Source organism: Inquilinus sp. (assembly GCF_057815775.1).
This window is the reverse complement of sequence record NZ_JBYRFX010000304.1, coordinates 1-14,865: the sequence shown is the minus strand read 5'-3', so window position 1 is coordinate 14,865 and position 14,865 is coordinate 1. Positions and strand designations below refer to the sequence as shown.

Sequence of the window (14,865 nt, the reverse complement as noted above, 5' to 3'; positions counted from 1 at the left end):
GCCGCCATAGAGAGAGTCGCTGCCGGCGCCGCCGCGGAGCTGGTCGTCGCCGGCGTCGCCCCGCAATTCGGTCGAACCGGCATCGCCGACAAGGACGTCGTCATGGGAGGAACCGTGCAGCGATTCGATGGCCGCCAGCCTGTCGCCCTCGGCATCCCCCCCGCTGCCGAGGCCCGTCAGGAGGGAGACTCGAACCCCCGCCGTCGAGGCCTCGTAGGTGACGGTGTCGGTCCCCTCCCGCCCGTCGAGGATGTCGGCACCCGCCCCGCCGTCGATGATATTCGCCGCGGCGTCCCCTCGCAGGATATCGGCGCGGGCCGTTCCGATCAGCCCTTCGATGCCGGTGAGCGTGTCGCCCAGGGCATCGCCCGCACTGCCGGTGCCCTTGGCGAGGTCGACCGCCACGGCGGCGGTGGCGGTGGCGTAGGAGGCGGTGTCGAAACCGTCGCCGCCATCGAGCGCATCGGCCCCGCCGGCGCCGATGAGAATGTCGGCGCCCGCGCTGCCCCGCAGCACGTTCTGCTGGGCATTGCCGGACAGAATGTCGTCAAAGGATGACCCGGTCACGATCTCGATGCTGATGAGGGTATCGCCGCCGGCCCCGCCGGTGCTGGTGCCTGCCGCCAGATCGACCGTCACGCCAATGCCTTGCGAGCCGGCATAGGCGACGGTGTCGATGCCGGCGCCGCCATCGATCAGGTCGGCGCCGGCGCCGCCATCGAGGATATCGTTGCCGCCGCCGCCATGGAGAATATCGTCGCCGTTACCGCCGCGCAGAAGATTGTTGCTGTCATTGCCGGTCAGGTTGTCGGCATAGATCGAGCCGAAAATGTTCTCGATGTTCCGGAGGGTGTGGTCGTGGCCATCGCTGTTAGCGAGACCTGTCGCGAGGTTGGCCGTGGTGCCATACATGTAAGTGTAAAACATCGTATCGACGCCACTGCCACCATCGAAGACAGTTCCGGAAATCGTAGGTATATAAGCAGTGAACGAATCATTGCCCCCCAGGCCGTTGACGACGTCACCTGGCGATCTGGCGATCAGTGTATCATTGCCATCCGTGCCGTTGATGATTGCCATGGCGCTTCCCTTCCGTATGAAGATTAATTCCGATCACCGCAGCACGGTGCGCCGCCTTTCGCACACGGCGCTTTCGCTGCAGGCGAGGCGTCGTCCACCCCTGGCGGCGTCAGAGCACGAAGTCGGCGGCGACGAGGGCGATGTTGCCGGAGAGAACGATGTTGAAGTCGGAGACGCCGTCGCCGTTGATGTCGCCGCCGATGATGGTGGTGCTGCCGGAGAAGGCGTAGTGCAACTCGCCGGCGGTGAAGCTGTAGGCGGCGCTGCCGATGAAGTGGAAGGCCTGGTCGCCGGCGGCATTGCTGCGGGCGTCGATCGCCGACAGGTCGATCCTGTCGCCCTGGGTGTGGCTGAAATCGGTGATGCGGTCGGCATTGGCGCCGGCTGCGGTGTGGCTGGCGGCGGAGAACACGAAGCGGTCGGCGCCGCCGCCGCCTTGCAGCACGTCCTTGCCGGCCCAGCCGTTCAGCACGTTCGATCCGGCATCGCCGTACAGCCCGTCGTTGAAGTTCGAACCGTTGACGTTCTCGGCTTCGATATAGTCGCCCTGGGCGTCACCGCCGCTGCCGGCCCGGCTGGTCAGGCTGACCGTCACGCCGGCTGAGCTGTCGGTGTAGGTGACGGTGTCGATGCCGTCGCCGCCGATCAGCCGGTCGGCGCCGGCGCCGCCGCGGAGGGTGTCGTTGCCGGCGAGGCCCTGCAGGATGTTGGCGCCGGCATCGCCGGTCAGGCTGTCGCTGCCCAGGCTGCCATTGACGTTCTCGATGCTGATGAAGACGTCGCCCTGGGCGTTGCCGCCCGTTGCCGCGCCGGTGGCGAGGTTGATGGTGACCGCGACGCTGCTTTCGGAATAGCTGACGGTGTCGCTGCCGGCACCGCCATCCAGCCGGTCGGCCCCGGCGCCGCCGCGAAGGACATCATTGCCAGCGCCGCCGGACAGGGTGTTGGCGCCGGCATCGCCGGTGAGGCTGTCGGAGAAGGCCGAGCCGACGATGTTTTCGATATTGATCAGTCGGTCGCCCTCGGCGTCGCCGCCATGGCTGGTGCCGGTCAGGCTGGCCGTGACGCCGGTGGACGACGCGGAATAGTCCGCGGTGTCGATGCCATCGCGGCCGTCGAGATAATCGGCCCCGGCGCCGCCGGTCAGAATGTTGGCGCCGGCGTCGCCGTAGAGGCTGTCGTTGAAAGCCGAGCCGATCAGGTTCTCGATGCTTGTCAGGGTATCGCCCTGGGCGTCACCGCCGCTGCCGGTGTGGCTGGTCAGGCTGACGGTCACGGCCACGCTGCTGCCGGCATAGCTCGCCGTGTCGTTGCCGACCCCGCCATCCAGCGTGTCCGCCCCGGCCCCGCCCTGAAGCACATCGTCGCCGCCCGAGCCTTGCAGCGCGTCCGCGGCGGCCGACCCCGTCAACACGTCGGCCACCGCCGTGCCGATGACGACGCCGATATTGGTCAAATGGTCGCCTTCGGCGTCGCCGCCATGGCCTTCACCGGTGGCCAGGTTGATGCTGACCCCCACCGTTCCCCCGGCATAGGTCGCCGTGTTGCGGCCGAGACCGCCATCCATCGTGTCGGCTCCGGCCCCACCCTGGAGCACATCGTCGCCGTCACTGCCGAAGAGCTGGTCGTTCCCGCCACCGCCGATCAGGACATTGGCGAGTGCGTTGCCGTAGAGCGTGTCGGCGAAGGCAGACCCGGTCAGGTTCTCGATGCCGGTCAGCGTGTCGCCCTGGGCATCACCACCCGTCCCCGTCCCCGTCACGGGGCGGAGGTCGACGGTCACGGCCGCGGCGCTGGTGCTATAGCTGGCAGTGTCGATGCCGTCATTGCCCTCCAGCCGGTCCGCCCCGGCGCCGCCGATCAGGACGTCGCCGCCGCCGAAGCCCTGCAGCACGTCGGCGCCGGCCGATCCCAGAAGCAGATCGGCGCCCTGCGTCGCGATCAGCGAGAGCCTGAATCCGTCGGTCTGGCCGTTCGTGTCGCCCGGAACCAGGTTGGTTGCATTGCTGGAAAACACCACGGTGTGGCCATCGGCGCTGATCTCGGGATGCACCGAATCACCGTTGGCCTCATGGCCATCGATCGTCAGCGACAGCCGGATCACCACGCCGGTCACCATATCGCGCAGGAAGATGTCGGTGTGCCCGTTGGTGTCGCCGTCGACGAGATTGCTCGCATCGCTTTGGAAGACGACGTAGCGCCCATCGCCGGATATCGAAGCCCAGGAAGATTCGCCATTCGCCTGCCCGCCACCCGAGGCAACCGATACCCGTGTCGTCGTGCCCAGCACCGTATCCCGCACGAAGATATCGTTGGCGCCATTGGTATCGCCCGCGGCGAGGTTGGAGGCCGTGCTGTCGAAGACGACAAAGCGACCGTCGCCCGAAATGGCATCCAATGACGACGGCCCATTGGCCTGCCCGCCATCCGTGGCAACGGAAATCCTGGTTGTCGTGCCCAGCGCAAGGTCGCGGACGAACACGTCCGACAGGCCATTCGTGTCGCCGGCCACCAGATTGGTCGCGACACTCCCGAAGCCGACGAACCGGTCGCTCGCCGACAAGATGCCGCCATAGGAGAAGCCATTGGCCTGGCTGCCATCATTGCCAACCGAAACCCGGGTGACTGCGCCGGACATCACGTCTCGCAGAAAAATATCCTGCGCATTATTGGTATCCCCAGAGATGATACTGGTTGAGTCAGTTTCCAGTAAAATCCAATGACCATCTTGAGAAATATTTCCGACAAAGGAAGCCACATGATATGGGTAAGTGGCATAATCTGTGTATATCGTCTTCTCTTCTCCAGTATATTTATCAAATAATAAGACATTTGTGTATTCGCTATAAGATTCTTTATATATGCTGCTAAATTCCTCAGTGTACAATATATATCTTCCGTCATCAGAAATTGACGCTCCGGAATATTTCAAAACATCCGCGCCATAGGGGGTGCTATTGGATACCCCACCCTGGCGCTTGAAAACCTCCTCGCCATTCTGGTCAAAAACGGCGATGCTGTAATAGGACTGTGCCGTGACCTGGTCGCCACCGGCAGAGATATCGGACGTATATTGATAAGTATCTCCCAGCGGAAAATCGGGTGAGAGCTCAATCAGCGATGTCCGGTTGATGGTCGTCATCTGACATTCTCCAGCAGTAAGTTGGATTTGTTTTCTAATATAGCAAAATATGTATGATATTTATGATGCTGGAGGTCAGCATAGCGCCCCGCCGGCCCCGCGTCACCCCGACTGGGACTCAATTCCCTGTCGCCCCACGCCTCCAGAGAGCTGAAGGCCGGGGCAACGATCGACCTCGTCGGCGAGACCCATCAGGCCGATCGGACCGCAGATCACCGTTTCGGTCGGGCTCAGACGCCCTGCTGGCAGCAGGCGACCCAGGATGTGACCACCTCGGCGATCTGACGCCGGCCGGCCGTGAACGGGTGCAGGTAGTCGTTCAGTTCGATCGTCTTCATCTGGCTGTCGGGGTCGACCGAGACCGTCACGTTCGACGACCCCTCCACCACGAACCCGCCATTGGGCGACATATGCGCCCACAGGGCGACGCACCACAGCCTGGTGTCGCCGCCCGCGCGCTTGTCCCTGACATAGACCATCAGGGCGCGGATCGCGTCCTTGTACTCATCGTCCCAGACCGGATTGGAGGTCCCGGTCTCGGCGGGACGGGGGAAGAACAGGCCGATCTGGGCATTCGGCGCCGCCGTGCGGCATTGCTGGTAGATGATGTCCAGCGCGTCCGCGATGCTGTTCAGGCTGTCCGGCGACGGCAGGCCCCAGATGTCGTTGGTGCCGAGGTTGACCGCGATGAAATCCGGCGACGCCAGGCTGAACTTCGTGAGGTAGTCGGCGTAGTCGAAGATGTAGCCGTTCTTGACGAAGCCCGGCGGATCGCCGTCGACGGCCGGGCGGATGAACGGGTTGTACGCCCATTTGCCGCTGGGGTTGGCCTGCACGCTGTCGCGGGCGTTGTAGTCGGGAACGCTGACGATCGGGGCCTTGGCGGTGGTGGCATAGGTGATGTCGCTGGCCTTCGCCTGCACCCGGGCCTCGCCGAGCGATCCGACGTTGTTCATCGTCCCGATCATCTGGACGGTGTAGCCGAGATTCTGCAGTTCCAGCTTGGTGTAGTTGACGACGTCGTTCGCCCAGATCGAGTCGCCGACCATCGCCACCCGCATGCTGCCGCTGTAGGGCGCCGCCGCCGTGTGGCCGTGGACGGAGCGGGCATATCGGTAGTTCGCCCGGCGCGTGCTGGTCGTGTCCCGGTATCGCCGGACGATGAGATTGAGCAGCGGCGGGCCGACGCGCGCCGGGTCGAGTTCGATCGACTGGCCGACGCTGTCCTTCAGGAACGGCTTCCGCACGATGCCCGAGCGCTGGCTCTCGACCGTGAGCACGTATGATTTCCCGGTGCTTTCGGTCTGCTGGATGCTGTCGGGATAGAGGTCGAGCGGGATCCCTTCGGCCAGGAACATGTCGTCGGCGTACAGGATTTCGATCGGCGGTGCCCGCCGGCGCTTTTCCGGCGCCGTCACGCCATCGGCGGGGGCCCGTGTCGGGACATCAGATTTGCTCAACAGGACGCTCCCATTTTCGACTGAGACTCGAACCGCTTCAATCGTGGGGCGCTCGGCCCTTTGGCGCCTTCAGCCGATGCCCGAGGTCACGGGCATCGCTGTCAAAGCCCGGGATCAACCACCCCTCTAAGCAGCATTCGTCGCGCTGGCGGGCCGCGCGGCCGCCGAATGGATCACATCTTCGAACCGGTCCGTGATCCTGCCGATCTCGAACGTATCTTCCGCATAGTGCCGGGCCGCCCGGGCATACCCAAGGCGGGCCTCGGTGTTGCCGATGAGATCCAAGGCGGCGGAGACGAATGCCTTGTCGTCGTCCGGGTCGACGACGATTCCGAGTTTACCCTGATCGACGATCCGCGCCGCCAGATTCTCGCGCGGCACCGACAGCAGCACCGACCGCCCGGCACACAGGTATGACAGGAGCTTCGACGGCACCGAGAAGATGCCGGCTTCCTTCTCGATCAGGACAACCAGGACATCTGCCGTGGCCAGCATCTGGGCGAAGTCCGCGACCGACTGGAACGGCAGCGAGATGAGGTTCTTCAACCCGGCGCGGCCGGCTTCGTCGCGAATATAATCCGCACCGACGCCCTCGGATGCCACCAGGATCCTGACGTCGTCGAGGCCCGCCGCCGCGACTGCGACGTCGACGATTTTCTGGGGATTGTGCTTGAGCCCAAGGGTGCCGGCATAGAGAACGACCCGATTCTCCGTCAGGCCAAGCCGCCGCGCCCAATCATTTGCCTTGTCCCCGACGGGAATATCCTGGATCGGAGCCCAGTTCGGAATGACGTGGATCTTGGACGCATCGACATGCCAGTCCCGCAGGATAGGGACGAAATCATCAGAAATTGCGACCACCGCATCGCTCTGGCGCAGCATGCGCCTTTCTTTGCGGCCGTAGGCGGCGGCGACCAGGCGATAGGCAAAATGCCGCTTGCCGAGGATCTTCTCCATCGCCACCGAGATGATGTCCTGCAACCAGAACACGAAGCGCACATCCGCGCGCCGCGCCTCGGCCATCAGCCTGGTCTGGGCATCGAGCGGCATGTTCGCGGACACGATGACATCGGGCTGGAAGCGCCGGCACCGGGCGGCGAACAGCTTGCCCATCTGTGCCTCCTGCCGGCGGCGCTGGACAAGATTCATCCGGGCGACCGGCACCCCTGTCGCAAGCCCCTCGACGGCAAAGGTATCGGGGTCGGCGGCAAGGCGTCCGACCGCTCCTTTGGGTCCGACCAGATCGGCCGAATACAGGTGCAGGACATCGTGCCCCCGGCTGGCCAGGGACCGGCTGAGCTGGACCTGAAACGGGTGACCAGCGTAGTCACAGATCGCAATCCGCATTTCGTCTCAAAATCCCCTCGGATCGGACCCGTGCCGGGGCGGGAGAGCTTGGCCGCCCGAACGTCAAAATCATCTCAATGATCGAGCGGACGACGGCGCGGGAAGCGCCGTCGTCCAACTTTATCATTTATGCAGCCACGCCCAGCTTCTGCCGAAGGCTGAGAACCTGCCGCTCGATCCACGGATAGGTCTGCCGCAGACCGGCCTCGAGGCTGTTGCTCGGCGCCCAGCCCAGCATCTTCGTGATCAGCTCAGTGTGCGAATTCCGGCCGCGCACGCCGGTGGGTCCCGGAATATTCCGGATCCGGATGTCCTTCTGGCCGATCTTCGTCACCAGATGCACGAGCTGGTTGATCGAGACCATCTCCTCGGAGCCGATGTTCACCGGGCCGGAGAAGTTGGAACGGGTCAGCCGGATCGTGCCTTCGATGCACTCGTCGATGTACAGGAAGGACCGCGTCTGCTCACCGTCGCCCCAGACCTCGATCTCACCGCCATCCGCCGCTTCCGCGACCTTGCGGCAGATCGCGGCCGGGGCCTTCTCGCGGCCACCCGCCCAGGTGCCCTCGGGCCCGAAGATATTGTGGTAGCGGGCAACCCGGGCCTTGAAGCCGTGGTTCTTCTGGTACGCCAGGTACAGCCGCTCGCTGAACAGCTTCTCCCAGCCATACTCGCTGTCGGGATTGGCCGGATACGCGCTGTCCTCGCGCGTCACGGGCGCCTGGGGATCGCGCTGATTGTGTTCCGGATACATGCAGGCGGACGACGAATAGAAGATCGTCTTGCTGTTCCGCCGATAGGCGGCATCCAGGACATTCAGATTAATCGTGGCCGAGTTGTGCATGATCTCGGCATCATTTTCTCCGGTGAAAATGAAGCCTGCGCCACCCATATCGGCCGCCAGCTGATAGATCTCATCAAACTTGCGGTCGATGATCGAGCGGCAATTTTGCGGATCCCGGAGATCGGCAACGATGAAATCGTCAGCCTCGGTCTCCGAGAATTCCGGGTATTTGAGGTCGGCGGCGCGGACCCAGAAGCCCTCTTTCTTGAGCCGCTTGACCAGGTGAGACCCAATAAAACCGCCGCCGCCCAATACGAGTGCTGTCTTCACTGCAGATCCCCTTTTTGTTCCGCGTGCGAACATCGAGAACACTTCCGATGCTCGAGTTCCGCTAGCTCGGTCTCGACTCCAGCGCACCAGCCGTCGAATTGGATGCGCGCTGCCTGGCCGAGCCGCGAGTTTTTAGCAATCCCGACAATTCCAGACCAACTTCTGCCAGCAGGCCCGCCGCCCGTCAAATCCGAAAATGCGGCGCCCACCCTTCCTCCGCACATATGAGATCCACCGGATACATTCGACTCGGCCTTCATCCAGAGGCATACCAATGAATAACTGCCGGTCGTTTTCCATATATTCCATTCCGGCAAATTCGTTTCGAAGTGTTATTCCAATAAATCATCAGAGGCCTATTTTTTCCTACCACCCGACTTCAATTCCAGGCCTGCCCGCAAGAAGGCGGCCGACCCAGCCGGGCCGTCGTGCCGGTTTCATCACGCCCATAAGCGCAAGGCCCTGTCAAAGATCCATTGTTCACCGAATAATGGCATTCATCGGACCATCGGCGGGCAACATCGTGATCGGTGCCGTCTTCAGTCCCCGCGACCGGAAGATGTGGAAAACGGCACGCCCGCTTCGGCCGCCAGAGCCAGGGCCCGGTCCAGGCTGGCCGCAATGGCCGCCCGATCGATGACCGGCCGGCCAACCTCGCCAAGGCGGTCCATGAGACGATCGATCTCGCGATGGACGGCATCGATCGATGGTTGCTCCACGTCCAGAACGTCGGCAGCGCTGAGCCCGAGCTGCTCGACGAGATGGACGACCTTCCGATGATACGGCACGAGGACGAGCCGTCGCTGCAGGAGGCCGGCCATGATCGCCGAGTGATAGCGAAAGGCCATGAACCACTCGCAATCCTGCATCGAGCGCTGCATCGCTTCGGGCGTCTCGTCATAGGCGACCAGTTCCGCCTCGACCCCCAAGCGCTCCAGGCGGCCCAGGATGTCCTGGCAAAGCTGGCGATCGTCGGACAGCCCGTCGCTAACATTGAAGGCGAAGACCCTTACCTTCGATATCAGCCCGGCCCCGGCGGCTTGGCGAAGCCGCTCGCAGGCCCGATCCCAGAACGCCGCATCGATCTCGCCGGGAACGCCCGGCAGGTTGGCCAGGGTGGTCGGCGCGATCCCGAGAAGACGCCGATCCGCCGTCGGCAGCTCCGTCGGCGGATCTAGATCAAGAAAGGCAAGATCCCGCGCCTCGTGCGCCCGGCGCAGCCCGAGCGACCGGCAGAGTTCGAACGATTTGCGGTCGCGCAGGACGACGACGGAGCCGAGCTTCAGCGCGATTGCGGCGATGCGACGGGCATCGGGTCGCGCCAGCGGGCCAACCCCGATGCTGAGATGAACGACCTTGCCGCCGAACAGGCGACAGAGCGCGAACACGGCGGCGAGGGTCATCAGCTTGCGACGGAAGGGGCGCCACTCCGCGTCGGAGACGGCATCGTGGAAATTGGTGCCGCCCAGCATGACCAGCCCCTTCGCCCCCACCACGTGCCGCAGGCTGGCCTTCGGGGTCGCCCGGGCATACTGCACCGGGACGCCCTCCAGGAACTTCGGGCGATCGGCGGACCGCCCCAGGAACACCACCTCCGGCAACGCCGCGGGATCGAGCTTCTTCAGGAAGCTCTCCGCCATCAGGTCGTCGCCGACATTGCCGGCGCCGATGTAGCCGAGGAAAACCCATCTGCCCATCACCGCCCGCCTGCCTGACCGCTGCGATGCGCCACGGCGCGTTCGAATGCATCGACATAGACCGACGCGACGGCCTCGGGCGAATAGCGGCGGATCGCGAGATCGCGCCCGGCCTCTCCCAGGGCACGACGCCCCGCCTCATCCTCGGCAAGCGCAAGCCAGGCGGCGGCATAGTCGGCGGGCCGCGGGGCCTGCAACACCCGCCCGCTCTGTCCGTCGGGCGACGCCTCGGCCATGCCGCCGACATCGGGCACCACCGTGGCGAGGCTCGTCGCCATGGCTTCGATCATGGAGATCGGGATGCCCTCGCTGCGGGAGGTCATTGCGAAGATGTCGAAAGCCGGCAGCAGTTCGGCCACGGCGCGCCCGCCATCGACGATGACGAGATCCGGGCGCGTCAGCAGGCCAAGCCCCTGGGCCTTTGCGACAACCTCGCTGCGGTACCAGTCGGCATTGGACTCGACCGGGGCGCCGACGATGCAGAATCGCAGACGCGGATTTCTCGCGGAGGCCTCGGCCGCGGCCTCGACGAAGGCGTCATGCCCCTTCTGGATCGTCCGGTTGCCGACAGTGCCGACAACGATGTCGTCCGGGCCGAAGCCGAGGCGTCGGCGTGCTTCGGCACGGCGCTCCGGATCGGGCCGGAACTGGGCCGTGTCGACCGGATTGAAGAAGGGTAGCCACCGTTCGCCGATCCGGCCCAGGCCGGGAAAGGCGGCCTGCACCGCCGGGCCGCCGCCATTGGTCATGACCACATCCGCGCTGCGCATGATGAAGGGCATGGTGGCCCGCCGGATCGGGCCGGGAATCATGGCGCTGAGCAGTTGCCAGACCAAGGGCGTGCCGCCGCGCCGGGCGGCGATGGCGCCGTGGATGTTGTGCAGGCCGCAGACCGTGACGATCGCGACATCCCGCTCCCGGATCAAGCCGCGCAGCCGGCGCACGTCGCGGATCAGGCCCGCGGCGGAGCGGAAATGCTCGACCGGATCACGGCTGCGCCGGAACCGGCTCAATGGCAGCGGCAGGACCTCGACCCCGGCGGAAGACAGGCGCTGGGCTGCCTCCAGGTCCGCCTCCGGCAGGGCGACCAGCAGCGGCCAGCCTTGCGCGGCCAAGGCGCGGCCAAGCGTTTCCTGCAAGCCGTGAACCCCGCCCCATCTCGGGGCATGGATGGGCACGAGGACAGGCCGCTCGCCATTCCGGTTCTGGGACATGCGCGGCGTCTCCTACGGGACTCTCGCGACCTGGCGCAAGGTCTCGCGCCAGAAGGATGGTCTGGCCATTCTGAGGCTGAACCAGGCATGCGTGGCGATGCCCACACTGCGCTTCAGGACGAACCAGCTGGCGACGGTGCGCATGGTGACGGAAGCCACGGCCACGATGCCCATCCCCACCAGCCCGTAATGGGGCGTGATTAGCACGCCGCCGACGAACAGGATCAGGGTCGACACGATCGAGATCCACAGCCCGGCCTTCTGGTGGCCGGTCATGACCAGGGCGACGTGCGAGACCCCACCCCACGCGCCGACCAGCCGCTGGCCGCAGAAGATCAGGAGCGGGATGTATCCGGCAGCATATTGCGGGCCGAAGATCGCAGCGAACAGCCGGTCACCGGGCAACGCCAGCATGATCATGAACAGCAGATAAGGCACGGCGCCGACCGTGGCGAAGATCCGGCACATCCGCTCGAGTTCGGCCGTGTTCCGTTTGGCGAAATGGCTGGCGATGATCGGGCCGGACAGGGAATAGACCACCGACAGCGGCAAGATGCCGATTTCCTGCAGCCGCATGATGGCGGCAAGGATCGCGGTCTCCTCCGGCGAGCGCGTGGCCGAAACGATCCAGATCGGGGCGTAGCCCTGCAGGAAGAACAGGACGAAGGTGCCCATCGCCGGAATGCTGGCGGTCAGGAGTTCCCGGCTGGTCAGGGTCCCCTCGCCTTCCGGCAGCCGGGTATACTCCACGCCCACCCGCCAAAAGGCGAGGATGACGGGCAGCACCCAGCACAGGAGCGACGCGATCAGGGCACCGCGAAGATCGAGATGGATGCCGAGCAGCAGGATGGCCCCGAAGGCGAGCAGCAGGCCGGCATTGGTGAATGCCCCGCTGAGCAGCGCATACCATCCCATCCGCTCGAAGGCGCGCAGACCTTCGATCGCGGTGTCCTTGATGGCATAGAGGAAGACCCAGAGACCGATCAGCGGGGTCAGCCCCGCCAGCATCGGGACGTTGAGGACGGTGCCGAACAGATAGGCGCCCGGCTGCAGCGACAGGATGATGCCGATGAGGGCCGCGAAGGCGATCCCGAAGATGGCGACCAGCCGCAACGTCGCCCGCACCTGGCCGAAGCGCTGGGTCGCAAGCCCTGCGGCCGCGAAGCGGATCACGCCGATGTTCAACCCGAACTGTGCGACCATCGCCGCGATCACGAGCACCGAAAACACCACGGCATAAGCGCCGTATTCGGCCGGCGAGAGCGCCCTGGCGAGGACGACATTCGCCGCGAATAGCCCGAAACCGGCGACGATCTTCCCGCCCAGGAGCTGGACTCCGCCGCGGAAAAGCGACTTCATCGGGTCGCACCCGTGCAAAGAATGTGAGCATGCCCGCGACAAGGCGCCGTGTGGCATCCCAGCGGTCCGACGAACGTCATGCGAACCTGCATCGTCCAGGCGATCGAGACTTCCAATATCCGGGGCACGGTGTCCTTATCCGCTCTTCTGCAGCGACAGACCGATCGCTTTCTCGTCCGATCGCGGGAAAATGTAGTCCCGGAGGGCGAGGAAAGGCCGTTCGATCAGCTTGGTCACGACGGCTGCGATCAGGATGGCACCGCCGTAGCGAATGAGCAGGAGAATGAGGTTTTCATAGGGCATGCCGCTGATATAGCGAACGGCATATTCGGACACCCTGACCATGCCAGGATGCCAGATATACATGGCGTATGAATAGACTCCGATCGTCGCCAGCGGCGTGAAGACGGCCGGGAAACGAAGGATGACCGGATTCTTGTAGGATAACAGCAGGAATGCACCAGCGGTCAGATAGGCGATCGTGAACCCGAACACCGAGCTGAACTCACTGTACAGGGTGGAGAAGCCCAAAATCGTACACCCGCCGATGACCACCGCGAGATAGAGCCAGCGATAGTTCAGCAGCTTTTCGAACTCGGCCTTCTTGAACACGGCCAGCGCCGCCAGGATTACGCCGAGCGACAGGGCATCGGCCCGGTACTGGGTCTGCCACTGGATATCCAACGGATCGACGGAGAGCCAGACGGCCAACGCCCTGAGTAGCGGCGGCACGAGCAGGACGGGAATGATGAAATGGATGATCCTGGCCGGGTGCTTCGACCGGGATGCCGCGAACCAGGTGAAGCAGAACGCGAAGATCAGATAGAAATGCTCTTCAACCGCCAGGCTCCATAGATGCAGGATCGGAGTTTTCCAGAAATTCTGCACATGGAAAAAAATCTGCGGCAGATACGTCTCCCAGGGTTTGAAGCCTACCAACAGTTGACAGACCAGGAAGAAATACAGGATCGGCCAGATCTTGAGCGCGCGGCGGACGAGAAAGCGACGCGCGTGGAATGTCCCGGTCCGCTGATATTCGTTGAAGATCAGGCGCCCGACCAGGAAGCCACTGAGAACGAAGAACAGGTCGACCCCGGCCCAGCCGAACAGGCGGCCGGGTGCGAGCAGCCAGTCGATCGGCGGAATCCCCGTGGAGAGGTCGTTGAAATGCCAGCCCATGGCCAGGAAGATCGCGACGCCCCGTGTGACATCCAGTTCGATCTCACGCACGATTTTGGTGGGGCCGGGCGCCAAACGGCGATCAGATCGAGAAAGCTGGAGGATATTCAGCATACGAAGATCCAGTGCCCACAAGGCCAACCGTGCCCGGCGAATGCCAGGCCGCTATCGGAACGAATGAAATCACGGACGCCCTTGTTGCATAGGCTGCGGCCGGAGTTCAACGCGGATGACCGATTAACGCCGGAGAATGTCAATCCTGCGTCCGCATGGTTGCAATGATGTGGCAGCACTCAGCCGAAAGGCGCAGAGCGATCCAGCCGGCCCGAATTTCGGCGGAGACCCGTAGCCGGCTGCATGGCGATGAAACGACAAAGGGCCCCGGCCGAAGCCGGGGCCCCTGTCTTGATGGCCTCCTGGATCCTTAGAGCAGGAAGTCGCCTGCCACCAGGGCAACGGAGGAGTGGACGGTGATGGCAAAGTCGGCGACGCCATCCCCGTTGACGTCACCCAGGACGGTGAAGACCCCTGCCCCGGCTTCCTGGACGATCACCTCATGCCCCGAGCCGGAGAAGGCGCCGCCCGCGGTAAAGGTGAAGGCGGTGTCGCCGTTGCCGGCGTTGCCGTCGGCATCGATCGGCCGCAGGTCGATCTTGTCGCCCTGCCCGTGCGAGAAGTCGGTGATCGTGTCCGGCGCCGCCACCGTGCTGTCGCTGACAGCCCGGAAGACGAAGAAGTCGTTGCCGGCGCCGCCGGTCAGCGTGTCCTGGCCGCTGTTGCCCAGCAGGACGTTGGAGCCGGCATTGCCGGTCAGCGTGTCGTTGAAGGCCGAGCCGTAGATGTTCTCGATGCTGACATAGGTATCGCCCTGGGCATCGCCGCCGGTGCCGGTGCCGGTGGCCAGGTTGACGGTCACGCCCGCCGAGCTGGTGTGGTAGTAGGCCCAGTCCGACCCGGCGCCGCCATTCAGCACATCGGCCCCGGCGCCGCCGACCAGCCGGTCGTCGCCGTCGCTGCCGTTCAGCGTGTCGACGCCATCGTTGCCGTAGAGCGCATCGGCCCCGACATCGCCGTTGAGGGTGTCGGCACCATTGCCACCCTGCAGCGTGTCGTCGCCGGCACCGCCATTCAGGATGTCGTCGCCGTCATTGCCGAACAGGATGTTGGCACCGCCGTCGCCGGTCAGCGTGTCGTTGAAGGCCGTGCCCCACAGGTTCTCGATGCTGACATAGGTGTCGCCCGCCGCCTCGCCCGTGTTCTGCGAGGAATCCGC

At 64.4% G+C, this 14,865-nt stretch carries 10 protein-coding genes; all 10 read right to left on the bottom strand.

Going from position 1 to position 14,865, the window contains the following annotated elements; genetic code table 11:
* Nucleotides 1-1,080 (bottom strand): calcium-binding protein (locus tag AC3XYG_RS10885; protein ID WP_489139848.1); only part of this gene is annotated, 1,080 nt, incomplete at its 3' end.
* Between the two features lie 109 nt (nucleotides 1,081-1,189).
* The gene (locus AC3XYG_RS10880) at nucleotides 1,190-4,222 is read right to left on the bottom strand and encodes a beta strand repeat-containing protein (RefSeq protein WP_489139847.1); all 3,033 of its coding nucleotides are present in this window, start codon (nucleotides 4,220-4,222) and stop codon (nucleotides 1,190-1,192) included.
* A gap of 230 nt (nucleotides 4,223-4,452) precedes the next feature.
* On the bottom strand, nucleotides 4,453-5,682 hold the full coding sequence (locus AC3XYG_RS10875; protein WP_489139846.1) for an SGNH/GDSL hydrolase family protein: 1,230 nt from the start codon (nucleotides 5,680-5,682) through the stop codon (nucleotides 4,453-4,455).
* Between the two features lie 126 nt (nucleotides 5,683-5,808).
* Nucleotides 5,809-7,029, bottom strand: a complete 1,221-nt coding sequence (locus AC3XYG_RS10870) for a glycosyltransferase family 4 protein (protein WP_489139845.1) — start codon at nucleotides 7,027-7,029, stop codon at nucleotides 5,809-5,811.
* A 127-nt stretch (nucleotides 7,030-7,156) separates the two neighbouring features.
* Nucleotides 7,157-8,143: an NAD-dependent epimerase/dehydratase family protein gene (locus AC3XYG_RS10865; protein WP_489139844.1), complete on the bottom strand. Its 987-nt coding sequence runs from the start codon at nucleotides 8,141-8,143 to the stop codon at nucleotides 7,157-7,159.
* 539 nt (nucleotides 8,144-8,682) lie between these two features.
* Entirely contained in the window at nucleotides 8,683-9,840 is a 1,158-nt protein-coding gene (locus tag AC3XYG_RS10860) for a polysaccharide pyruvyl transferase family protein (RefSeq protein WP_489139843.1), read from the bottom strand.
* Nucleotides 9,840-11,054, bottom strand: coding sequence for a glycosyltransferase (locus AC3XYG_RS10855; RefSeq protein ID WP_489139842.1), 1,215 nt, complete (start codon nucleotides 11,052-11,054; stop codon nucleotides 9,840-9,842). The genes AC3XYG_RS10860 and AC3XYG_RS10855 overlap by 1 nt, the downstream gene beginning before the upstream one ends.
* A 12-nt stretch (nucleotides 11,055-11,066) precedes the next feature.
* Entirely contained in the window at nucleotides 11,067-12,413 is a 1,347-nt protein-coding gene (locus tag AC3XYG_RS10850; RefSeq protein WP_489139841.1) for a lipopolysaccharide biosynthesis protein, read from the bottom strand.
* Nucleotides 12,414-12,548: 135 nt separating this feature from the next.
* On the bottom strand, nucleotides 12,549-13,706 hold the full coding sequence (locus AC3XYG_RS10845) for an acyltransferase family protein (RefSeq protein ID WP_489139840.1): 1,158 nt from the start codon (nucleotides 13,704-13,706) through the stop codon (nucleotides 12,549-12,551).
* A gap of 310 nt (nucleotides 13,707-14,016) precedes the next feature.
* A partial coding sequence (locus AC3XYG_RS10840) for a calcium-binding protein (protein ID WP_489139839.1) occupies nucleotides 14,017-14,865 on the bottom strand: 849 nt, incomplete at its 5' end.

Bases quoted from the DNA above. Each gene is read 5' to 3' on its own strand.
- AC3XYG_RS10880 (WP_489139847.1), bottom strand. From the start codon at position 4,222: ATGACGACCATCAACCGGACATCGCTGATTGAGCTCTCACCCGATTTT.
- AC3XYG_RS10870 (WP_489139845.1), bottom strand. From the start codon at position 7,029: ATGCGGATTGCGATCTGTGACTACGCTGGTCACCCGTTTCAGGTCCAG.
- AC3XYG_RS10860 (WP_489139843.1), bottom strand. From the start codon at position 9,840: ATGGGCAGATGGGTTTTCCTCGGCTACATCGGCGCCGGCAATGTCGGC.
- AC3XYG_RS10855 (WP_489139842.1), bottom strand. From the start codon at position 11,054: ATGTCCCAGAACCGGAATGGCGAGCGGCCTGTCCTCGTGCCCATCCAT.
- AC3XYG_RS10850 (WP_489139841.1), bottom strand. From the start codon at position 12,413: ATGAAGTCGCTTTTCCGCGGCGGAGTCCAGCTCCTGGGCGGGAAGATC.
- AC3XYG_RS10845 (WP_489139840.1), bottom strand. From the start codon at position 13,706: ATGCTGAATATCCTCCAGCTTTCTCGATCTGATCGCCGTTTGGCGCCC.